The sequence below is a fragment of the Asticcacaulis sp. EMRT-3 genome (assembly GCF_030027245.1).
Taxonomy (GTDB): Bacteria; Pseudomonadota; Alphaproteobacteria; order Caulobacterales; family Caulobacteraceae; genus Asticcacaulis.
On sequence record NZ_JASERT010000001.1, the window covers coordinates 500,678 to 523,162 of the forward strand.

A 22,485-nucleotide genomic window follows, 5' to 3' on the forward strand; every position below is an offset into this window, starting at 1 on the left:
GCGCTACACATCCTGCCGAAGCGCCGTTTATTCGGCCATCATTGTCCAGATCAGGGGATCAACAGTCTATGTCAGTTGTCATGCGTCGTATTCTGACGGGGGTTTGCCTTGGTCTGCTAATCAATATTGGCGGTGTTATGGTGGCGCACGCCCAGATGGGCGGCGGCCCCGGTGGCGGTCAGGGCGGACAGGATAACAGCCGGGCCGAGCAGGACAAGAAGGACAAGGAGTGGGGCAATACCAACCTGCACCTGAAGGCGGTCAAGGCCGAAGGGCCGTGCCCTTACGTCAAGGTATTGTACGATGCCGCCCGCTATGAGGAATTCCAGGATAATAAGGAATCGACCACCACGGCGAAATGGACCGGCCAGATCAATGGCGTCAATTCCGATTGCGCCTATAAGGGCACCGATCCGATTCTGGTCGGCATGGACATTTCCTTCTCGCTGGGCCGCGGCCCGATGGCCGATGGCGACACCAAGATCTATCATTACTGGGTGGCGGTGACCGAGCGCGACAAGACGGTGCTGGCCAAGAAGGAATTCGACCTGCCGGTGACCTTCGCTCCCGGCCAGAAGGCGCAGGACGTCAATACGCGAATCGAGGATATTGTGATCCCGCGCGCCGACCTGACCGTTTCCGGCGCCAATTTTGAAGTGCTGGTCGGGTTTGATGTGACGCCGCAAATGGCCGACTTCAACCGTCAGGGCAAGCATTTCCGTTACGTCACCCCTGAGGAAAACAAGAGCGACGACGCGGGGCAATAGGCCGCTTTTTCCTTGTCACGGCGAGGGTGGGTGCTTATGACGGCGGGATGTCACTGACCCCGCCGGATGGCCCGATGTTTACCGAATCGTTCGACAACTCCCATGATTTTCGTCACGGCCTGAGCGCGCTGACCGGCAAGGCTTTTGCTGCTAAGGGTTTTGATGCCGCAGCCGGGCGCGTCAGGGCTTCGGATCGGCCTGATCTGGCCGATTTTCAGTGCAATGGTGCGCTGGCGGTGGCCAAGCAGGCCAAGGCCAATCCGCGCGAGGTGGCTACGCGCATTCTGGCCCATATCCAGCATGATTCCCGTCTGAAATCGGCGGACATTGCCGGGCCGGGCTTTCTCAATCTGATCCTGTCGGAATCCGCCTTAAGCCAGCGCGCCAACACCCTTGTCGTCGATGAACGGCTGGGCGCGCCGGTGGTGAGCCATCCGCGCAAGGTGATCATCGATTTCGGCGGGCCCAATGTCGCCAAGGAAATGCACATCGGCCACCTGCGCACGGCGGTGATCGGCGAAAGCCTGAAGCGCGTTTTCCGCTTTATGGGCGACACGGTGGTGGGCGATGCCCATTTCGGCGACTGGGGCTATCAGATGGGCCTGCTGATCGTGGCCCTGTCGGATGAACAGCCCGATCTGCCCTATTTTGACGCAGGGTTTGAGGGGGAGTATCCGGCCGAGCCGCCGGTGAGCCTCGATGATCTCGGCCGCCTCTATCCGCTGGCGTCCAATAAGGGCAAGGCCGATCCTGATTACCGCGATCGGGCGCGCAAGGCCACGAAAGAGCTACAGACCGGGCGGCGCGGCTATCTGGCCCTGTGGCGGCATTTCGTGACCGTATCACGCGAAGCCCTGCAACGTGACTATGCGGCTTTGGGCGTCAGCTTCGATCTGTGGAACGGCGAATCCGATGCCGACCCCTATATCGAGCCGATGGTGGCTGACCTGAAGGAAAAGGGCCTGCTGGTGCCCAGTCAGGGGGCGCAGATTATCCAGGTGGCGCGCCCGGACGACAAGAAGGAGATGCCGCCCTTGCTGGTCGTCTCGTCGGAAGGTTCGTCCATGTATGGCACGACCGATCTGGCTACCATCGTGCAGCGCAAACAGGAATTCGGCCCGGATCTGGCGCTTTATGTCGTCGATCAGCGACAGGCCGGCCATTTCGAACAGGTCTTCCGCGCCGCCTATCTGGCCGGTTATGCGAAGGTCGGCGAACTGGAACACGCCGCCAATGGCACGGTCAACGGGCCGGACGGCACACCGTTTAAAACGCGCGACGGCGGCACGCTGAAGCTGCACGATCTGCTGTCACAGGCGCTGGCGAAGGCGACAGAACGCCTGCATGAGGCCGGGCTGGGCGAGGGGCTGTCTGAGGCTGAGTTCGCCGATACGGCGCATCAGGTGGCGGTGGCGGCGCTGAAATTCGCCGAGCTTTCCAACCACCGCACCACCAATTACATCTTTGATCTCGACCGCTTCACCAGCTTCGAGGGCAAGACCGGGCCGTACCTGCTTTATCAGGCGGTGCGGATGAAATCGATCCTGCGCAAGGCGCGCGATCAGCAGGTGTTTGAAGGCGAGATCACGGTGGCCGAACCTGCCGAGCGCGAACTGGTCTTGCTGCTCGATGCTTTTGATGGTGCGCTGAAAGAAACCTATCTCAAGCGCGCCCCTAATATCCTGGCCGATCATGTCTATCGTCTGGCGCAGGGTTTCTCGAAATTCTATGCCGCCTGTCCGGTGCTGGCCGGTGAGGATGTGGCGTTGAAGGGCTCGCGTCTGGCGCTGGTGTCGCTATGCTTGCGTCAGCTTGTGCTGGGGCTTGATCTCATGGGCCTGACCGCGCCGGAACAGATGTAAGATTTTTGACCACGGATAACACGGATGATGGCCTATTGCCATCTACACGGATAAGGTCTTTGATTTCAGGGTAACCGCAGTCTTCGACGACAAGGCCGTCATGATCAGAATGATTTGCGGGCTCAAATATTGTGTTTTTACCATGAAGTCCGCGCCCTTATCCGTGTCGCCGTGCAGCGGCATCCGTGTCGATGGCCATCGGCTGTCGATCCGTGGTGAAATCCTTCCCTTCCTATCCCGCCACAAAATATGCTGACAAATCCTCGGGCTTAAGCTTAACTGTTACCCAAAGCTTAACGGATCAGGGCGATATGTCGGGCGCGGCGGGGAAAAATTCGCAAGACGGATGGCGTCTGCCCATCTTCCGCAAGCGCGCGGCCTTTTATTATGACGGCTTCAACCTCTATCAGGCGGTCGATGCCTATAAGCGCCCCTATCTGAAATGGCTCAATCTGAAGGCCCTGAGCCGGGCGCTTGCGCCAAAATCAGAGGCCGTCAAGCGCGTGGTCTGGTGTTCGGCTTTCCGGCCGGCGCAGAAATTCAAGCTGAAGCGCCACGAAGACTATATGAAGGCGCTGCAAGGGCAGGGGGTGATCTGCCGCATGGGCCATTTCATCCACGCCACAGACACCTGCAAGGCGTGCGGGCACGGCTGGCAGATCGCGGTGGAAAAACAGGGCGATGTCAATCTGGCCCTGTCCATCGCTGCCGATGCCGAGGATAATCTGTTCGATATTTGCTATCTGGTGACGGCGGATGGCGATCACGCTGCCACGGCGCGCTATCTGAAGGAGCGGTTCCCGAAAAAAAAGCTGGTGCTGGTGACTCCGCCTGGCCGTTATCCCAATCGCCATATCGAACGGCTGGCCGATGCCTGCCTCGACATTGAAACCCGTCATCTCGAAGCGGCCCTGTTGCCGCAGATGGCGAAATATAAGGCTCGTTTTTTGCGTTCATCCGAAAAAATCGCCCGCCCGGACATCTATAATCCGCCGCAAGTGCTCCAGAAAAAGCACCTGACTCTGGTGGTCAATAATGGGGCGGCCCATCATGGCTGAACCGTTTGAACAACGCCTCTATGCCCTGATCGAGCGCCATCAGCATTGTTCGCCCGAAGCGCTGGAAAATTTCCGGGCGCTGGGTGACGACGCCTTCGTGGTCGGCGATCTTGGCGGCGAGCACCAGATCGGCTTCTATCTCGATGACGTGCAGCGCTTGCTGAAAAGCTATGGCGTCGAGCCGCCCATCGAACAGAAGGCCTCACCCTTTTGGTGGCTGTGGCCCGATAAATGCCTGGTGTACCGCGATTTCACGATAGGCGAACTGAAGGCGCTGATTCGCACCGGCATCTGGCCCGATGACGCCTATGAATGGGAAGAGGTCAGTCTCGGCCAGAAGCTGGCCAGTCTGAGCGTGATGCTGGTTCTGCTGGTGCTGGTTCTGGGCCTGCTGGGCCTGGGCGTGTGGTGGATCGCGCACTGGATCGGTTAGGCGAGGTGTTGATTTTCACCGACACGATTCATCGGCTTGACTCTTATCGCGCCGTATCGCACAAGCGAAAGACCTTACGGGAGAGTGCGTGACCTAAAGTCCACGCCGCCGAAGGCGCAACCGCCCCGGAAACGCTCAGGCCAACGGACCGTAAGTCATCTAAAACGCTGGAAAGTGATGCTGTCATGGCATCCGCCGACGGAGCGAAGGCGTTTTACAGACGCTGAAATCTCTCAGGCCACAAAGGACAGCGGGGGCAGACCGAACCTTAAAACCGTCTGCGAGCCCTCATGTCAGAAGAAATCCTCAAATCGACGCCCCTCGAAGACCGCCATATCGCGCTGGGTGCGCGCATGGTGCCGTTTGCCGGTTACAACATGCCCGTGCAATATGAGGGCGTGCTGGCCGAACACAAATGGACGCGAGCCTCCGCCGGTCTGTTCGATGTGTCGCATATGGGACAGGCGCGCATTACGGGCGAGGGGGCTATCGCCACGCTGGAAGCCCTGACCCCGACCGATTTCGCCGCCCTGAAAGCGGGCCGCCAGAAATATGCGCTGTTGCTGGCTGAAGACGGCGGCATTCTCGACGACTGGATGGTGTCGCGCCCTGAGGCCGAGGGCTTCTTTCTGGTGGTCAATGCCGCCTGCAAGGATCAGGATTTCGAGATCATCGCCGACGCCATCGCCGACGACGAAAATGGCCCCCCAGACGAACTTGAAGATGTCGAGTTTGAAGTGCTGACCGAGCGGGCGCTTCTGGCCCTGCAAGGGCCGAAGGCCAAGGACGTGATGCGCGAACTGTGCCCGGCGGCCTGTGACATGTATTTCATGGACTGCGGCACGTTTGAGCTGCTGGGCGAAACGGCGTTTATTTCGCGCTCCGGCTATACGGGCGAGGATGGCTTTGAGATCAGCTTCCCGGCGGAGCGCGTCGGCGATCTGTGGGACGAACTGCTCTCCAGCCCTCTGGTGAAGCCGATCGGGCTGGGCGCGCGCGACAGTTTGCGCCTGGAGGCCGGAATGCCGCTCTACGGGCATGAGATGGATGCAGGCTATACGCTGGTTGAGGCTAATCTTGGCTTCGCCATGCAAAAATCAAGACTTGAGCGCGGCGACATCAGGGGCATTGACAGGATCCGCGCCCAGCTTGGCGGCGATCTGGCGCGGGTGCGCGTCGCTATCCGCGTGCTGGCAGGCCCGCCCGCCCGCGAAGGTGCGAAAATTCTAGACGGCGACGGCGAGGAACTGGGCGTTGTGACGTCCGGCGTGCCGTCGCCCAGCCTTGGGGTTTCCATCGCTATGGGCTATGTGCCGCCCGCCTTTTCCGCCATCGGCACGGCTGTCCAACTGGAAGTGCGCGGCAAACCCTATGCCGCCGAAATCGTCAGCCTGCCGTTTGTGGCCAATGGCTATCATCGCCAACCGAAATCCTGAGCAAAGGACAATCTCATGAAATTCACCAAGGATCACGAATGGGTGCGCGTCGAGGGCGCGGAAGCCTTTGTGGGCATTTCGCTCTATGCCGCCAATGCGCTCGGCGATGTTGTGTTCGTCGAGCTGCCCGAAATGGGTAAGACCGTGAAGCAGGGCGACGCCTTTGCTGTCGTCGAAAGCGTCAAGGCCGCGTCGGATGTCTATGCGCCGGTGTCGGGCGAGGTGGTTGCGGTCAATGACGACCTGCCGAATGCGCCCGAAACCATCAATGCCGTGCCCGAAGCGGGCGGCTGGATCGCCAAGATCAAGCTGTCCGATCTGTCGGAGCTGGACGGGCTGATGGATCAGGTGGCTTACGACGCCTATCTGGACACCTTGTAATAAAAGAACCTCCCCTGATTTCAGGGGAGGGGGACCGCGCAGCTTGCTGCGGGGTGGTGGGGTTAAATGACCGTCGGAATTAACCCCCTCCGACGCTTCGCGCCACCTCCCCCTGAAATCAGGGGGAGTTCTTTGGTAGGAATTGTGAGCCTATGAGATACCTCCCTTTAAGCGCCCATGACCGGGCCGACATGCTGGACAAGATCGGTGTGGCCACTATCGACGATCTGTTCGTTGATGTGCCGCAGCCCGCGCGCCGCGCAGGCACGGTTGACCTGCCGACGGTGGCGGGCGAAATGGAGGTCGAGGCGCAGCTTCAGAGCCTTGCCGCGCAGAATGTGTCGCCGGCGAATGTGCCGTTTTTCATTGGGGCAGGGGCCTATCGCCACCACATTCCATCAACGGTTGATCATATCATCCAGCGCTCGGAATTCCTGACCAGCTATACGCCTTATCAGCCGGAAATCGCCCAGGGCACGCTGCAAGTCTTGTTTGAGTTTCAAAGCCAGGTGGCGCGTCTGACGGGGATGCCGGTGGCCAATGCCTCGCTCTATGACGGCTCGACCGCCGCCGCCGAAGGCGTGCTGATGGCGACGCGCGTCACGCGCCGCAACAAGGCCGTGCTGTCGGGCGGCCTGCATCCGCATTACCGCGAAACGGTCGAAACCCTGGCCCATGCGGTCGGGATCAAAACCGAGGCCTGCGCTGTGGCGGTCGATCACGAAGCCGATGTGCTGCAACATATTGACGCCGATACGGCCTGTGTGGTGGTGCAGACGCCGAATGTCTTCGGCACGGCCACGGATGTGAGGAAGATCGCCGAGGCGGCGCAGGCCGCGGGCGCGCTGCTGATCGTGGTGGTGACCGAGGCCATGTCGCTGGGTCTGCTGAAATCGCCCGGTGAAATGGGCGCCGATGTGGTGGCGGTCGAAGGCCAGTCGATCGGCGTACCGCTGTCCTACGGCGGGCCCTATGTCGGGCTGTTCGCGGCGAAGGAAAAATACCTGCGCCAGATGCCGGGGCGTCTGTGCGGCGAGACGGTCGATGCCGATGGCGAGCGCGGCTTCGTGCTGACGCTTTCGACGCGCGAACAGCATATCCGCCGCGACAAGGCGACATCAAATATTTGCACCAATTCAGGGCTTTGCGCGCTGGCCTTCAGTGTTCACATGAGCTTGCTCGGCGAAACCGGCTTAAAGCGTGTGGCGAAAATCAACTATGCCAAGGCGCATCAACTGAAGGATCAACTGGTTAGCGCAGGGTTTGAAATCGTTACGCCGCGCTTTTTCAACGAATTCACGGTAAAATTGCCGAAACCTGCCACGCCGGTGGTGGAAGCGATGGCGGCCAGGGGCGTGCTGGGCGGGGTGCCGTTCGCGCGCCTGCAAAACGAACCAGGTTTTGAGAATGATCTGATTCTCGCCGTCACGGAAACCGTATCCGAGGCCGATATGGCCGCCCTTGTCATAGCCCTGAAGGAAGCCGTGCAATGAGTATGAACAGCGTTGGCCGCCCGACGGCGCCGGAAATGACACCAGACATCGACGTTACAGCCGCCTCGTTCAGGACGCTGCTGGGCGGGCGCGGCCTGCTGCAGAATGAAAAGCTGATCTTCGAGAAGGACGATTACAGTCGTACCGGCGTCGATTTCGCCGATGTCGAGATCGACGCCTCCGACCTCGACGGCCTGTTGCGCGGCGATGATCTGGGCCTGCCGGGCCTGACCGAGCCGGAAGCCATGCGCCACTATGTCCGCCTGAGCCAGAAGAACCACGCCATCGACCTGGCGCTCTATCCGCTCGGCTCCTGCACCATGAAGCACAATCCGCGTCTCAATGAGAAGATGGCGCGCCTGCCGGGGCTGGGCGACATCCACCCCTTGCAGCCTGTCTCGACTGTGCAGGGCGCGCTGGCCCTGATGGACACGCTCAGCCACTGGCTGAAAACCCTGACCGGTATGCCCGCCGTCGCCATTACGCCCAAGGCGGGCGCGCATGGCGAGCTGTGCGGGCTGCTGGCCATCAAGGCGGCGCACGAGGCGAAGGGGCAGGGCCATCGCCGCACGGTTCTGGTGCCGACCTCGGCGCACGGCACCAATCCGGCCACAGCCGCCTTTGTCGGCTATCAGGTGCGCGAAGTGGCCCAGACCGAAGACGGCCGCGTCGATGTGGCCGATCTAGCCGCCAAGCTGGGGCCCGATGTGGCCGCCATCATGGTCACCAACCCCAATACCTGCGGGCTTTTTGAACGCGACATCATCGAAATTGCCCGCCTGACCCACGCGGCGGGGGCCTATTTTTACTGTGACGGCGCTAATTTCAACGCCATTGTCGGGCGGGTGCGTCCGGGCGATCTTGGCGTCGATGCCATGCATATCAATCTGCACAAGACCTTCTCGACACCACACGGCGGCGGTGGGCCGGGTGCCGGGCCGGTGGTGCTGTCCGAGGCGCTGGCGCCTTTCGCGCCCAAGCCGTGGGTGGTCTCCCACGGTTCCGGCTTCGATCTGATCGAGCATGACGAAGGGATCAGCGCTGAAAATTTTGGCCGCCAAAAGCCTTTTGGAAGAATGTGCGCCTTTCACGGCCAGATGGGCATGTTTATCCGTGCGCTCACCTATATGCTCAGTCATGGCGCTGACGGGCTGAAGCAGGTGGCCGAGGACGCGGTTCTCAATGCCAACTATATTAAGGCCAGCTTGCAGGATCTGATGAGCGTGCCTTTCCCGGACGGCCCGTGCATGCACGAGGCGCTTTTCGACGACGAATGGCTGAAGGATACCGGCGTCACCACGCTCGATTTCGCCAAGGCGATGATCGACGAGGGCTTCCATCCGATGACCATGTATTTCCCGCTGGTCGTGCATGGCGCCATGCTGATCGAGCCGACCGAAACCGAATCGAAGGACGAACTCGACCGCTTTATCGCCACCTTGCGCGCCCTGGCCGGTGCTGCCAGGGCCGGTGAGGTGGCACGTTTCAAGGGTGCGCCCTATCTGGCCCCGGCCAAACGGCTTGATGAAACGCGCGCTGCCCGCCAGCCCCGGCTGAGCTACAGCTAGTCCGCGGCACTCCATCTTGTTTCCTTATGCGGCGGGCCCATATCCTGATCATGGGAAACCCTTCGTGGAGTCTTGGTCATGGCGATTCTGGCAAAGCTGTTGATGACGTTTGGCGGTGCATGTCTGATGCTGCTGGGCATGGTGATCGCCCCCTTGCCGGGCCCCTTCGGTGTGCCGGTCATGCTGATCGGCCTGATCATCATCTTGCGCGGCTCTACATGGATGAAACGGCTGTTCGTGCGCCTGCTGCATAAATATCCCAGGGTGATGCGGCCCATTCGTGCCCTGTTGCGTCCGGGCGCCAAGGTGGTGGCTCTGCTCTGGCTGACCAGCCTGCGTATCGAGCGGCGCGTCCTGCCCAAGCGCTATCGCTATCTGTATCGCTGCCGCCGCGATCTGAGGGGGATTCTCCATCAACGCCGCCCGCGTCGTGGGCTGGTAGCGGTTACGATGTAAAATATTGTTGCAAATCACAGAATGTGCAGCCGAAAACATGAACAAATACAAGCTTTGTCATCACGAAGTTTTCCTTACAGATACGAAACTTTCGACATCTTCACTTCGTCTTCAGGCTGAGCCTTTACAATGCCATGATGTCTCTCCATATGGGGCTTGTGTCGCTATGTTGCGGTGCGAAAAAATTTAGAGTTTTTTGGGGACGATAAGGCGTCCGAATTGATCAGCATGTCGAGTGAACACGGCGCTGTCGCGCCCATTGAAGAGATGGTTCCTTCCCGCACCCGTTGCCGGATCCGCGCTGCCAAGCGTGCGATCAAGCGCTTTAGCCGACGTGTGCTCGGCTGGCTGCTGATCGCCCTTGGCTTGTCGCTGATCGCAGCGGGTTTTGTGCTGATCATTATTCCGGGCCATTATTTCCTGATCGTGTTTGGTCTGGTGCTGGTGCTCGGCAATTCCTTCTGGGCGCGTCGCCAGTTTGTGCATCTGAAGCGTCGCCACCCCAACTGGGTCATGCCGATCCGCAAGCTTTTGCGCCGTAATCCGCCGGTGGTTTCGGTGTTCTGGCAACAGGTTCTGAAGGCCGAACGCTTTATCCTGCGCGGTCGTGGTATGCTGGTGGGTATGCGTCGCCGATTTCTCAGGCGCGCGCGCCCGGTCTAAAAGCACCCGGTCTAAAGCCGACAGACATTGACAAAAAAAGCCCCTTCGGTTTCGCCGGAGGGGCTTTTTCTTGTTGCGCTGCCCGTTTACATAGCCCCGATCTGTTTCAGGCTGGCCACGCCTTCGCGACCGACGATCAGATGATCATGGACGCCGATCTTGAGCGGCTTGCCGGCGGCGACGATCTGTTTTGTCATGTCGATGTCGCCCTGACTCGGCATGGGATCGCCACTGGGGTGGTTATGCACGAGAATGACGTTGCTGGAAGAAAGCTCCAGCGCGCGACGCATGATTTCGCGCGGATAGGCCGGCGCATGATCGACCGTGCCGTGGCCCATGATTTCGTCGGCGATCAACTGATTTTTCTTGTCGAGAAACAGGATGCGAAACTGTTCGCGCGGCTCGTGGGCCAGGGTCACCTTGAGGTACGACACCAAAGCCGACCATGAGGCGATCACCGTGGTGCGGCGTAAGGGATCGGCCACCAGACGACGCGTGGCCTCGAACATCAGTTGCAGATCAAGCGCGATGTCGGCGGTCATTTTCAGCGCCTTGCCGTGATTATCGAGCGCCGACACCTGTAGCATGTCATCGAGCGGGGCGGAGAGGGCGGCGGCCAGTGAGCCGAAGCGCGCCAGCAGGGCCTTGGCCAGCGGCTTGACATCGCGTTGCGGGATCGAGCGGAACAGGAACAGTTCGAGCAGTTCGTAATCGGGCAGGGCCGATACGCCGCCGATGCGTGCCCGGTCACGCAGACGCTGGCGATGGCCGCCATGTTGCGGGAGAAGGGGCTCAGCCGCCGGATGATCGTTTGCGTCCATGCCTCCCCCCAAAAATAAACGGCCTAGCCGGCGACTGCGCCCGGCCGGAACTGACCCGTTGGCGAGGCGGTGAACAGCTCGACGCCATTGTCCGTCACGCCGCAGCTATGTTCACACTGGGCGCTCAGCGTCTTGTCGCGCGTCACGGCGGTCCAGCCGTCGTTCAGTACTTTCACCTCATGACGACCGAGATTGATCATCGGCTCGACGGTAAAGAACATGCCTTTTTCGAGCACGGGCCCGGTGCCCGCCTTGCCGAAATGCAGCACATTGGGGGCATCGTGGAAGATACGCCCGACGCCATGACCGCAGAAGTCGCGCACCACTGAGCAGCGCTGGCCCTCGGCATATTTCTGGATAGCGGCGGCGATGTCGCCAAAGGTGTTGCCCGGTTTGATCTGGGCCAGGCCGAGCGCCATCGCCTCATAGGTGACGTCGATCAAACGCTTTGCTTTCGGCGATACGTCGCCAACCTCGTACATGCGCGAAGTGTCGCCATGCCAGCCATCGATAATGCAGGTGACATCGATATTGACGATGTCGCCTTCACGCACGGTTTTTTCCGAAGGCATACCGTGGCAGACCACATGATTGGCCGAGATACACACCGTATTCTGGTAGCCGCGATAAAAGACGCAGGCTGGCAAACCGCCATGATCAAAGATAAACTGGCGCGCCAGATCATCGAGAAAGCTTGTGGCCACGCCGGGTTTGACGTGCGGGATCAGCATGTCGAGGCATTCGGCGGCCACACGGCCCGCCTTACGCATACCAGCGAAATCCTCATCCGTGTGAATGCGGATGGTGTCGGAGCGGGTCATATAGTCGGAATCTGTCGTCATGGCGGCAATATAGACCGCAGCGGCTCTCATTTCCAGAGGGGGCGCGGCCTATATTGTGTCGGTCGTTCCGTCAGAGCGTTTCCGAAAAAGCGGTCGGTGCCTGCCAGCCCATATTGTCGTGCCGCAGCGATCCGTCATCATATCCGGCAGCGCCCGGTTGCGGCGCACAATGCGGACATTCTTCGAGGGCTTCTTCAACGGTGAGGCCATGATCAATAGCCTCCATCATGCACTTTAAACGTTCGGCAGCAGCGTCCATCAAAGGATCTCCATAAACTCCCCAAGGGTAACCAAAGGCAGTCTGCGCCCGCTTTTTTGAATTGTTAAATCAATTTTATTTGCACTTGCGAAGGTTTGCATACGGACAATTTATTGCAACGCACAATGTCCGGGTTCGGATTAGCCTCCGGCTCAGACATGACTTACCCACGCCCAAAATCGCCGATAGTCTTAACGAAAGCCGAAAATCTTAACGAAGGGTTGACGGCCTCTGGCGGCCAGCGGCATGAAGGCCTAAGTGATGGGGACTTGGGCCTTCGGGCATGAGTCGCGGTGAGAGCGTAGGTTCAGGGCGGAGTTCAAGGCATGTCGCAGGCGCGTATTCTGGTTTTCGGCAATGAAAAGGGCGGTGCGGGCAAGTCCACCGTGGCCATGCACGTGGCGGTGCATCTGCTGCATCAGGGCAAGCGCGTGGCCTTTATTGACCTCGATCTGCGTCAGCGTTCGCTGGCCCGCTTCTTTTCCAACCGCGCCAGATGGGCGGCGGCCAATGAAAAGACTCTGTTGCAGGCGTTTGAACCCTTTCTGGCCGACAAGCCGGCCAGCCTGCTCACCGCGCCGGAAAATGAGGCGAAGGCGGCGTTTGACCGCGCGCTTGATCAGGCGCTGGATGCAGCCGATTATGTAATCATCGATACGCCGGGCGGCGATCATGCCCTGTCGCGCCGCGCCCACGCCGTGGCCCACCTGATCATTACGCCGATGAATGACAGCTTCATCGATTTCGACCTGCTGGGCGAGGTCGATCCGGTGACGCTTGAGGTCAAGCGTCCGTCCATCTATGCGGAAACCGTGTGGAATTCGCGCAAAACACGCGCCGCCTGGGATGGTAAGTCGATCGGCTGGATCGTGCTGCGCAACCGTCTGGCCCAGCTTGAGGCGCGCAACCGCCGTCGGGTGGATGAGCGGGTGACGGCGCTGGGCAAGCGGGTCGGGTTTGAGGTTCTGGCGGGCCTGCGCGACCGGGTGATTTATCGTGAGTTGTTTCCGTTCGGCCTGACTGTGGCCGATCTTTCGGAGGACATCAATCCGGTGGCCATGTCGCTCAGCCATGTGTCGGCGCGGCAGGAATTGCGCGCCCTGATGGCCTCGCTGGGGCTGGAGGCCGGAAGCGATACCCAGGCCGAGCCTGAATTTGAAACGGCGGAGACGTAAAATCTATGTGGCTGGCCCTGATCGCGGTGGCGTTTCTGATCTTTGTCTATATCGGGCGGCAGGCCCGCCTTGGCCGCCTGAAACCTGCGCCGTGGATCAGGCAGTTCCGCGCCGTGCGCAGCGTCATCGGCGTCGGCTTAAGCGTGTTCGGTATCACGCTTCTGGTGCGCGGCCTGTTGTGGGAAGGCGTGATCGCCATACTGATCGGCATGGGCATGATGGGCACAGTGCGCTTTCAGGCGGCGTTTCGCAGGCCGCAAGGCCCGCCCGTGGCCGCCGCCTACAGTCAGGACGAAATCCGTGCCTATGCCGTGCTCGACCTGGCGGTGGGGGCAGATCGCAAGGCGATACGCGAGGCGTGGAAGCGCAAGATGAAGACGGCGCATCCCGATCAGGGCGGCTCCGGCGAACGCGCTCAGGCGCTCAATGCGGCGCGCGACATCCTGCTCCGGCGCAGAGGCGTGTGACATTGGCGGAGGGGGGGGCTTTAAGGCCGCTAAATACCGGTTCGTTATGCGTCCGGCTTGATGACCATGCAGTCGAGATGCTTGGCGCTCATGCTCTTGCAGGCTCCTTGCGCCTCTTCCTTGGTGAGGGCGGCGAAGCGCGTACGATACCAGCCCGCATCGGATTTGGTGACCTGTGAACGGCCCTCGGCCAGGGCGTCGTCGAAGCGGTGCTGAATCTTCTTCACCCAGTCGGCGGCCAGTTCCTTGTCGCGGAAAGCGCCGACCTGAATCGACCAGACGGCGTCACGCTTCTTCTTACGGCTTTTCGACGCCTTGCTGTCGGCGGCGGCGAGGCGCGTATGCACACGAATCTTTTCAGCGGTTCTGGTAACCGGCGCGGGGGTGGCCTTCTGAACCGGAGCGGGCGTCAGATCGGCTGCCTTGGGCGTTTGATTAAGCGCGGCCACCACGTCCGGGGCCTTGATGACGGCGCTGGCTTTTTCGACATCGCTATCGGTGGCATTGGCCTGTTCGCTACCCTCAAGCGTAGCGCGTAACTGCTGGTCGCTCAAAGGCTTGCTGTTGGCGGCCAGCACCGTATAGGGCACGGGGCCTTGCGGCATGACCTGATAGGGCGTGGTGGACGATGGCATGATGCCCGTATCGAAGGCCTTGGTGAATTCGTTCTGCGCCACGGTGATGACTTCGCCGTGGTCGCGGCGGTTTTCGACATCAAAGCCGATATTCAGCAGTTCGGTGGCGTGTTCGCGGCGCTGTCGGCTATTGGTAGCGCCCAGCATGACGGCGATCAGACGGTGACCGTACTTGACCTGCGACACGACAATGGTTTCGCCGGCGGCATTGGTGAAGCCGGTCTTCATGCCATCGACGCCCGGCATACCGTGCAGCGGATTGTGGTTGTAATAGGTGCGGCCGCGAAAGGTGACACTGGGCAGGTTGAAATAGCCGTAATATTGCGGGTAATCGCGCATCACCGCGCGCGCCAGAATGGCCAGGTCGCGCGCCGAGGTCACCTGACGCGAATCGGGCAGGCCGTTGGCATTGACGAAGCGTGTTTCGGTCATGCCCAGTTCCTGCGCCTTGATCGTCATCATGGCGGCGAAGCGTTCCTCGGTGCCGCCCACCTTTTCGGCCAGCGCCACGGCCATGTCATTGGCCGAATAGGTCGAGGCCAGGCGCATGGCCGTATCGACATCGATCGTGTCGCCCGCCTTCATATAGACCTTGACCGGCGCCTGCGAAGCGGCGTGCTGGCTGATGGTGATCTGGTCGGTGGGCTTGATCTGGCCGTGGGCCAGGGCGTCGAACACCATATAGAGGGTCATGATCTTGGTCAGCGAGGCCGGATAACGCTCGGCGTCGGCGCGCATTCCGTACAGCACTTCACCGGTCTGGGCATCGACCACGATACCGGCATATTTGGCATTGTCGGTCAGATCCTGCGCGACGGCGGCGTTAGGGATCAGGGTGGGCAGGGCCATCATCACCGCCGTTGTCAGCAGCAAAGCCTTGCCGCCGCGCGCACCTGAAAGTGTTGCCATCCGCCGGAATGAAATAATTGCCTGCCCGATCCTGCCCATCAAAGCTGTCCTTAAAACTCTTTTACAACGCTAACCTTCGCCTCGGCGGGCAGAATAAGGAAGCAATGTGTTCCTATTATGCGCCGCAGCCAGCAACCCGAACCACAAGTGTGTTACGGCATTTCCTTAAGCAAGTTTTAAGGACACCGTTTCGTGACCGGGAAATCCCGCCTTGCGACTGCCCGGATCACATCAGGGGCCCTGACACTGGATCAGGACAAGCCCGATGCGACAAGCGCAGACAACCACTGTCTGCACGGCTTGACTAAAAATCTCCCATGTGGCGGGAAATGTCGCATCACGATTGCGTTAATTGCGTTGTGCAGCGCAACATAATCCTTGACCTGTTATCGCGCCTGCGATATAACACTGTTCATCCGGGCAGGACGTCCGGGTTTCCGGCGCTTAAAACGGCGTCTCAACTCGGGTCAGTCCCAACTTAATCCCTTATAGGAGTTCTCTCATGGTAGAAGCTGCTGAAACCATCAAGTCGACTGTCGAAAAAATGTCGGTCGCCGGCAACCAGGCCTTCAAGGACTCGGTTGAAAAGACCCTCGGCGCGCTCAATGAAGCCAGCGCCCTGTCAAAAAGCAATGTCGAAGCTGTCGTCGAAAGCATGACCGCCGCCACCAAGGGCGCGGAAACCGTCGGGGCTCAGGCCCTGGCCTATTCGAAGAAGAGCTGGGACGACGCCGTGGCCGCCGCCAAGACCTTGTCCGGTGCCAAGAGCGCTCAGGAAGTCATCGAGCTGCAATCGAAATTCGCCAAGTCTTCGATGGAAGCCTATGTGGCCGAAATGAATGCGATCAGCCAGACCCTGTCGGCCTCGTTCAAAGACACCTTCAAGCCGATCAATGCCCGCATGACCGCGGCCGTCGAGAAGTTCCAAAGCTACCGTTAAGCTTTATAGCTGACCAGTTTTGAAGCCCCGTGCGGTAACGCGCGGGGCTTTTTCGTGTGCTTTATTACACCGGAAAAGAATCTGTGATCGGGTGTGAACGACAAACTGCATTTAACCTCTTAACAGGGAAGCGGTTTGGACTATCTTGTCTTTTACCGACTCCGACATATCTATGTAGGACGGCGGCAGGGCGGTAAGGCCAGCCCAAACCGGAAGCGATTAAAGAGGTTGATTTTGCGTAAGGACGGATACAAGCGCGCCATTACGGCAGCGGAAAAGGGCCTGACGGGCACGCGCCCGGCTGGTGCGCCGCTGGTGGTGGTGGATACCAAGCCCAAGCCGCAGAAACCATCGCTTTATCGCGTACTGATTCTCAATGACGACTACACGCCGATGGAATTCGTCGTTTATGTGCTGGAGCGCTTTTTCAACAAATCGCGCGAAGAGGCCACGCTGATTATGCTGCATGTCCACCAAACCGGTGTGGGGGTATGCGGCGTATATACGTATGAGGTGGCGGAAACGAAGGTGGCGCATGTGGTCGATATGGCCCGGCGTCATCAGCATCCGCTGCAATGTACGATGGAGAAGGAATAGTTGGTCTGATGACGACGATCTTAAGGCAAGAATGTCGGCATCAGCATCCGCTGCAATGTACGATGGAGAAGGAATAGTTGGTCTGATGACGACGATCTTAAGGCAAGACTGGCTTTAGGCAAGAATGGCGTCATCAGCATCCGCTGCAATGTAAGATGGAGAAGGAATAGGAGGGCGCGGACAAAAAGCAGACGACCAGGCCCGGTGCGCGGTTCAGATCGCGTTCAGGTCAGTATGGTAAATTCGTCTAAACCTTAAATTTAGAGGTTTGGTCGCAAGATTTTCAAGAGTGCCGCTTTTCCCCAAAAGCGTTTTGAGTTTTCAGGTTTCAGGAGGTCGTCATGCCGTCATTTTCCAGCGCTTTAGAGGAAACCCTGCACCGCGCCGTCGGGCACGCCAATGGGCACCACCACGAATATGCGACGCTTGAGCACCTGCTGCTGGCGCTGATCGACGATGTCGATGCCGCCGCCGTCATGAGCGCCTGCAATGTCGATCTGGCCAAGCTGCGCACCGCGCTTGACGCCTATATCGAAACCGACCTGAAATCCCTGGTCGAGCCCAGTTCGGAGGAGGCCAAGCCCACGGCGGGTTTCCAGCGCGTGATCCAGCGCGCCGTCATCCATGTCCAGTCGTCCGGGCGCGACGAGGTGACCGGTGCCAATGTGCTGGTGGCCATCTTCTCCGAGCGCGAATCGCACGCCGCCTTCTTCTTGCAGGAGCAGGAGATGACGCGCTACGACGCAGTCAACTATATCGCCCACGGCATTGCCAAGAAGCCGGGTGCTTCGGAACCGCGCGTCGTGCGCGGCGGCAATGAGGACGGCGCACAGAGCGACGACAAGGCCAAGAGCGGTTCTACCGATGCGCTGGCCGCCTATTGCGTCGATCTCAACGAAAAGTCACGCCACGGCAAGGTCGATCCGCTGATCGGGCGTTCGGCTGAGGTGGAACGCTGTATCCAGATCCTGTGCCGCCGCACCAAGAATAATCCGCTGCTGGTCGGCGATCCGGGCGTCGGCAAGACGGCCATCGCCGAAGGTCTGGCCAAGAAGATCGTTGATGGCGATGTGCCGGAAGTTCTGGCCGGGGCCACCATCTATTCACTCGATATGGGTACGCTGCTGGCCGGCACCCGCTATCGCGGCGATTTCGAGGAGCGCGTCAAGCAGGTGGTCAAGGAACTGGAGGCGCATCCCAATGCCGTCCTGTTCATCGACGAAATCCATACGGTGATCGGCGCGGGCGCGACCTCTGGCGGCGCGATGGATGCTTCCAACCTGCTCAAGCCCGCTTTGGCTGCCGGTTCGCTGCGCTGCATGGGTTCGACCACCTATAAGGAATATCGCCAGCACTTCGAGAAGGATCGGGCGCTTGTCCGCCGCTTCCAGAAGATCGACGTCAACGAGCCGACGCTCGACGACACGATCAAGATTCTGAAAGGCCTCAAGCCCTATTACGAGACCTTCCACCATCTGAAATATACCGACGCCGCCATCAAGACGGCGGTGGAGCTGTCGGCGCGCTATATCACCGACCGCAAGCTGCCCGACAAGGCGATCGACGTGATCGACGAAGCGGGGGCCTTGCAGATGGTGCTGCCCGAATCGAAGCGCCGCAAGGTGATCGGGCCGAAGGAAATCGAGTATGTGATCTCCAAGATCGCCCGTGTGCCGTCGAAATCGGTGTCGCGCGACGATACCCAGACCCTGCGCGATCTCAAGACCGATTTGCAGCGCGTGGTATATGGGCAAGACGAGGCCATCGACCAGCTCTCGACCGCCATCAAGTTGTCGCGGGCGGGCCTGCGCGATCCGCAAAAGCCGATTGGCTGCTACCTGTTCTCCGGCCCCACGGGTGTCGGCAAAACCGAGGTGGCCAAGCAACTGGCGGCGACGCTGGGTATCGAACTGCTGCGTTTCGACATGTCGGAATATATGGAGCGCCATACGGTGTCGCGTCTGATCGGCGCGCCTCCGGGCTATGTCGGCCATGATCAGGGTGGTCTGCTCACCGATGCCGTCGATCAGCAACCGCACGCGGTTGTGCTGCTCGATGAAATCGAGAAGGCGCACCAGGACATCTACAACATCCTTTTGCAGGTCATGGATCATGGCCAGTTGACGGATGCGGTGGGCAAGAAGGTCGATTTCCGCAATGTCGTGCTGATCATGACCACCAATGCCGGGGCTTCGGACAACCAGAAGAACTCGATTGGTTTTGGCCGCGAAAAGGTGACGGGCGAGGACGAACAGGCCATCAAGCGTCTGTTCACCCCGGAATTCCGCAACCGCCTCGATGCCATCGTCACCTTCAAGCAACTGAAGCCTGAAGTGATCAGCCAGGTCGTCCAGAAGTTCATCCTGCAACTGGAAATGCAACTGGCCGACCGCCACATCTCGATCGAACTGACCGACGATGCGGCCAAGTGGCTGGCGGAAAATGGCTATGACGAACTGTATGGGGCGCGCCCGCTGGCCCGCGTCATCCAGGAAAACATCAAGAAGCCGCTGGCCGACGAAATCCTCTTCGGCAAGCTGGTCAAGGGTGGTCATATCCTCGTCAAGCTGACCGATGGCAAGATCACCTTCGACATCACGCCTTCGCAAAAGGGCGGCGCCGACAAGTCAGGCGCGAAAGCCGAAGCGGTGGATTAAGCCACACGCACTAAGTTATTGAAATCTACACAATCCCGATCTTGAAATCCAAGGTCGGGATTGTTGCATTCGCAATTCGAATAGCTTTATGTACGGTATAATTCAGTTATTGAATGGGAAAATAAAATCGTGGCTTCGATATTCGAATACATAGAAATAAAGAATTTTAAAAAATTCTCGACCTCACAGCGTATAGAATTTGCACATCCCACGGTTCTGATCGGCCCGAACAATTCTGGAAAAACCAGTGTCGTGCAAGCACTCGCGTTGTGGTCTTTGGCCATAAAAACTTGGTATGAACTTAGAAGAACATCAAAGGCAAAAGAAAGAACATCTGCACCAATAAATAGGCTTGCAATAACTGGGGTGCCCGTTCCTAGGACGCGACTTTTTTGGCATGATGCGAAAGTGCGAACGGGCAACAAAGACATCAACATGGAGATAACTGTCGGAGTGTGGTTAAAGGGACAGTGCCGTCCACTCGGTATAAGTTTTAGAAATCAAGGGGACGAACTTATATATTGCGATCCGATAGGTGATGTTAAAACTGATGATGAGCTTATTGCTTATGCATCTTCTATAGATGTTGCCCTGCTCTATCCCATGTCTGGAATTGAGCCTGAAGAGCCTATGTTGCAGCCTGGACGTATTGATGTGCTGCTCGGCCAAGGGAGAACTGCGGAGGTGTTGAGGAACCTTTGCTGGTCTGTTCATAATGGTGACGCCAAAAATTGGATCAAAATTCAAAATCTTATGAAAAGGCTATTCAGTATAATTTTGGGAATTCCAGAAGCCACATCGCGTGGCGGCATTCAACTGACCTACAAGCAAGAGGGAGCAAAAGAACCCTTTGATATTTCTTTAGCTGGTAGAGGGATGCTTCAAATGCTACTTTTGCTTGCTTATATATATTCTCATCCTAGAGGGGTAATGTTAATTGATGAGCCAGATGCTCACCTTGAAATTCTTAGGCAGAGGCAAGTATTTGTTTTATTGAGAAATATAGCTCAAGATGCGTTAGGGCAAGTAGTTTTGGTCACTCACTCGGAAGTCGTTCTAGAGGAGGCTTTAGATGAAAATTTAACACTAATAATTGATGGTATATCTGACAATTTAGCTAGTAAAAATGACATTAAGCATAGCTTAAAGCATTATGGCGCGGCCAATTATATAAAAGCAAAAGAGAGGGGGTATGTTTTATATTTAGAGGGATCAACTGATTATGACATGCTTAGAGCTTTTGCAGAAAAAATAAATCATCCAGTATTAGATGTTTGGGATGACAGAGTTAATCTTTATTACGTTCAAAATAATTATCCGGATGCAACAGAAGATACTGAATTGGAACGTGTTGAGGGAGGGTATGGGCTCAAACCTGTTGATCACTTTGGTCGTTTAAGCTCAATATTGCCTAAGCTTCATGGGTTGGCAGTCCTGGATAATGATGGCAAAAACCGTACAAATTTGGATGCGGGAGCTTTGAAGATAAGATATTGGGACCGTTACGAGGCAGAAAATTACTTCATTACGCCGCAGTTGTTATTAGATTATGTGACGAAGGAAAATTCGGACACACCCTTATTTGGTTCATTTTCAAGTGAAGCTAATGAGGTAATGGACAGCTTGATTTTGTCTGAGGTTTTTAACGGTCGAGAAGATGACTTCGCTATATGGAAAGGAGCAGAAGGGGCTGCTTCTAAATTAATTTGGACAACAGCGACAAAAAATAAAAAAATGAGTTCTTTTGCAGAAGAGTTCTTTCGACAGTTTTCTATTCGTGTAGGAAATCCAATGTTACTTCGAAAAAGTGATCTTCATACGCTGGTGCCGCTTTACGGAGATATTTTGGATAAGGAAGTCTCTGAAAAATTGGATGCACTTGATGATCTATTAAAGAGAGCTGGGCCAATTTAATTGCACTTTAGATTGAAATTATCATTTGAATATTCCCCCTCGCAATCATGACCCAAGCACCTACATAGGCTCCAGCACAAGGAGCGCCGCATGATCCCCTTTTCCATTCTCGACCTGTCGCAGATCGGCGAGGGCGGCAGCGCGTCTGAGGCGCTGGCCAATTCGGCTCTGATGGCGCAAATGGCGGAAGAGGCGGGCTATCACCGCTACTGGCTGGCGGAACATCACGGTATGCCGGGCATAGCGTCCGCGGCCACCGCCATCGTCATCGCCCATGTTGGCGCGGCTACCCAAACCATTCGAGTCGGCTCTGGCGGCATCATGCTGCCCAATCATTCGCCGCTGGTCATCGCCGAACAGTTCGGCACGCTCGAAGCGATGTTCCCCGGTCGCGTCGATCTCGGCATTGGCCGCGCCCCCGGCACCGATATGGGCACGGCGCGGGCGCTCAGGCGCAATATGGAAGCCGCCGTCGATAGCTTCCCGCACGATATTGTTGAACTGCATAAGCTTTTGGGCGCACCCGAAGACGGCCAGCGCCTGCTCGCCGTGCCGGGTATGAACAGCCATGTGCCGGTCTGGTTGCTCGGTTCCAGCCTGTATAGCGCGCAACTGGCGGCGCAACTGGGCCTTCCCTATGCCTTCGCCTCGCACTTCGCGCCGGAGCTTTTGTTTGAAGCCCTGCACATCTACCGCTCGACCTTTCGGCCCTCGGCGGTGCTGAAAAAGCCGCATACGATGGTGGGGGTGATGGGGGTGGCCGCCGACAGCGATGCCGAGGCCGAGCTGCTCTACACCTCGATGCAGCAATCCTTCGCCAATCTGCGCCGCAATGTGCGCGTGCCCTTCCCGAAGCCGAGCTATGACGCGGTGGCTGGGCTGACGCCCGACGAACAGGCCATGATCGACCACATGCTGCGCTATGCGATGGTCGGATCGCCTGAAACCATCGAAAAGCGGCTGACCAGCTTCCTCACCCAGACCCAGGCCGACGAACTGATCGTTTCCATGCCGATCCACGACATCGAGGCGCGGCTGAAATCCGTGCGTTTGTTCGCCGGGATCCGCGACCGGATTTAGAGCGTCATGGCATGGAAGCCGTATCTGGCTCCGTATGACATCTTCTATCGTGAACAAGCGCGCTGTAGTTGG

The 22,485-nt window shown here is 58.2% G+C and carries 21 protein-coding genes and 1 riboswitch; of the genes, 17 read left to right on the plus strand and 4 right to left on the minus strand.

Annotation, left to right across the window (positions count from 1 at the left end):
* Positions 1 to 68 precede the first annotated feature (68 nt).
* The 10 genes from QB905_RS02430 (at position 69) to QB905_RS02475 (ending at position 10,117) form a co-directional block, all read left to right on the plus strand.
* The gene (locus QB905_RS02430) at positions 69 to 767 is read left to right on the plus strand and encodes a Tat pathway signal sequence domain protein (RefSeq protein ID WP_282972982.1); all 699 of its coding nucleotides are present in this window, start codon (positions 69 to 71) and stop codon (positions 765 to 767) included.
* Positions 768 to 814: 47 nt separating this feature from the next.
* Positions 815 to 2,629 (plus strand): arginine--tRNA ligase, encoded by a 1,815-nt coding sequence (gene argS, locus QB905_RS02435; protein ID WP_282972983.1) that lies wholly within the window; start codon positions 815 to 817, stop codon positions 2,627 to 2,629.
* 191 nt (positions 2,630 to 2,820) lie between these two features.
* Positions 2,821 to 3,687, plus strand: a complete 867-nt coding sequence (locus tag QB905_RS02440; RefSeq protein ID WP_282975554.1) for an NYN domain-containing protein — start codon at positions 2,821 to 2,823, stop codon at positions 3,685 to 3,687.
* Entirely contained in the window at positions 3,680 to 4,120 is a 441-nt protein-coding gene (locus tag QB905_RS02445; RefSeq protein WP_282972984.1) for a hypothetical protein, read from the plus strand. Before QB905_RS02440 ends, QB905_RS02445 begins: the two co-directional genes overlap by 8 nt.
* 67 nt (positions 4,121 to 4,187) lie before the next feature.
* Positions 4,188 to 4,281, plus strand: a riboswitch (glycine riboswitch).
* Between the two features lie 129 nt (positions 4,282 to 4,410).
* Positions 4,411 to 5,556, plus strand: coding sequence for a glycine cleavage system aminomethyltransferase GcvT (gcvT, locus tag QB905_RS02450; protein ID WP_282972985.1), 1,146 nt, complete (start codon positions 4,411 to 4,413; stop codon positions 5,554 to 5,556).
* A 15-nt stretch (positions 5,557 to 5,571) separates the two neighbouring features.
* Complete coding sequence (gene gcvH / locus QB905_RS02455) at positions 5,572 to 5,937, plus strand: glycine cleavage system protein GcvH (protein WP_282972986.1); 366 nt, start codon at positions 5,572 to 5,574, stop codon at positions 5,935 to 5,937.
* Positions 5,938 to 6,089: 152 nt separating this feature from the next.
* Positions 6,090 to 7,430: an aminomethyl-transferring glycine dehydrogenase subunit GcvPA gene (gcvPA, locus tag QB905_RS02460; RefSeq protein WP_282972987.1), complete on the plus strand. Its 1,341-nt coding sequence runs from the start codon at positions 6,090 to 6,092 to the stop codon at positions 7,428 to 7,430.
* Entirely contained in the window at positions 7,427 to 8,998 is a 1,572-nt protein-coding gene (gene gcvPB, locus QB905_RS02465) for an aminomethyl-transferring glycine dehydrogenase subunit GcvPB (RefSeq protein ID WP_282972988.1), read from the plus strand. The genes gcvPA and gcvPB overlap by 4 nt, the downstream gene beginning before the upstream one ends.
* A gap of 78 nt (positions 8,999 to 9,076) precedes the next feature.
* Positions 9,077 to 9,454: a hypothetical protein gene (locus QB905_RS02470; RefSeq protein WP_282972989.1), complete on the plus strand. Its 378-nt coding sequence runs from the start codon at positions 9,077 to 9,079 to the stop codon at positions 9,452 to 9,454.
* Positions 9,455 to 9,682: 228 nt separating this feature from the next.
* Complete coding sequence (locus tag QB905_RS02475) at positions 9,683 to 10,117, plus strand: hypothetical protein (RefSeq protein WP_282972990.1); 435 nt, start codon at positions 9,683 to 9,685, stop codon at positions 10,115 to 10,117.
* An 86-nt stretch (positions 10,118 to 10,203) separates the two neighbouring features.
* Here QB905_RS02475 and radC read toward each other — a convergent pair whose 3' ends face one another.
* The 3 genes from radC to QB905_RS02490 all read right to left on the minus strand — a co-directional run bounded on the left by radC (position 10,204) and on the right by QB905_RS02490 (position 12,039).
* A complete protein-coding gene (radC, locus tag QB905_RS02480; protein WP_282972991.1) occupies positions 10,204 to 10,938 on the minus strand; it encodes a RadC family protein in 735 nt (244 codons plus the stop codon).
* Between the two features lie 23 nt (positions 10,939 to 10,961).
* On the minus strand, positions 10,962 to 11,780 hold the full coding sequence (map, locus tag QB905_RS02485) for a type I methionyl aminopeptidase (RefSeq protein WP_282975555.1): 819 nt from the start codon (positions 11,778 to 11,780) through the stop codon (positions 10,962 to 10,964).
* Between the two features lie 70 nt (positions 11,781 to 11,850).
* The gene (locus tag QB905_RS02490; RefSeq protein ID WP_282972992.1) at positions 11,851 to 12,039 is read right to left on the minus strand and encodes a hypothetical protein; all 189 of its coding nucleotides are present in this window, start codon (positions 12,037 to 12,039) and stop codon (positions 11,851 to 11,853) included.
* A gap of 326 nt (positions 12,040 to 12,365) precedes the next feature.
* On the opposite strand from QB905_RS02490, the gene QB905_RS02495 reads away from it, so the two are divergent.
* Complete coding sequence (locus QB905_RS02495) at positions 12,366 to 13,214, plus strand: division plane positioning ATPase MipZ (RefSeq protein WP_282972993.1); 849 nt, start codon at positions 12,366 to 12,368, stop codon at positions 13,212 to 13,214.
* Between the two features lie 5 nt (positions 13,215 to 13,219).
* Positions 13,220 to 13,681 (plus strand): J domain-containing protein, encoded by a 462-nt coding sequence (locus QB905_RS02500; RefSeq protein ID WP_282972994.1) that lies wholly within the window; start codon positions 13,220 to 13,222, stop codon positions 13,679 to 13,681.
* Between the two features lie 44 nt (positions 13,682 to 13,725).
* Here the strand turns inward: QB905_RS02500 and QB905_RS02505 are convergent, their stop codons facing one another.
* Positions 13,726 to 15,225 (minus strand): serine hydrolase, encoded by a 1,500-nt coding sequence (locus QB905_RS02505; protein WP_282972995.1) that lies wholly within the window; start codon positions 15,223 to 15,225, stop codon positions 13,726 to 13,728.
* A 502-nt stretch (positions 15,226 to 15,727) separates the two neighbouring features.
* Between QB905_RS02505 and QB905_RS02510 the strand changes: the two genes are divergently transcribed.
* The 5 genes from QB905_RS02510 to QB905_RS02530 all read left to right on the plus strand — a co-directional run bounded on the left by QB905_RS02510 (position 15,728) and on the right by QB905_RS02530 (position 22,413).
* Positions 15,728 to 16,165 (plus strand): phasin family protein, encoded by a 438-nt coding sequence (locus tag QB905_RS02510; RefSeq protein WP_282972996.1) that lies wholly within the window; start codon positions 15,728 to 15,730, stop codon positions 16,163 to 16,165.
* 282 nt (positions 16,166 to 16,447) lie between these two features.
* Positions 16,448 to 16,762, plus strand: a complete 315-nt coding sequence (gene clpS, locus QB905_RS02515; RefSeq protein ID WP_282975556.1) for an ATP-dependent Clp protease adapter ClpS — start codon at positions 16,448 to 16,450, stop codon at positions 16,760 to 16,762.
* Positions 16,763 to 17,103: 341 nt separating this feature from the next.
* The gene (gene clpA / locus QB905_RS02520) at positions 17,104 to 19,419 is read left to right on the plus strand and encodes an ATP-dependent Clp protease ATP-binding subunit ClpA (protein ID WP_282972997.1); all 2,316 of its coding nucleotides are present in this window, start codon (positions 17,104 to 17,106) and stop codon (positions 19,417 to 19,419) included.
* A gap of 129 nt (positions 19,420 to 19,548) precedes the next feature.
* Entirely contained in the window at positions 19,549 to 21,333 is a 1,785-nt protein-coding gene (locus tag QB905_RS02525) for an AAA family ATPase (protein WP_282972998.1), read from the plus strand.
* Positions 21,334 to 21,423: 90 nt separating this feature from the next.
* Entirely contained in the window at positions 21,424 to 22,413 is a 990-nt protein-coding gene (locus tag QB905_RS02530) for an LLM class flavin-dependent oxidoreductase (RefSeq protein WP_282972999.1), read from the plus strand.
* Positions 22,414 to 22,485: the final 72 nt, after the last annotated feature.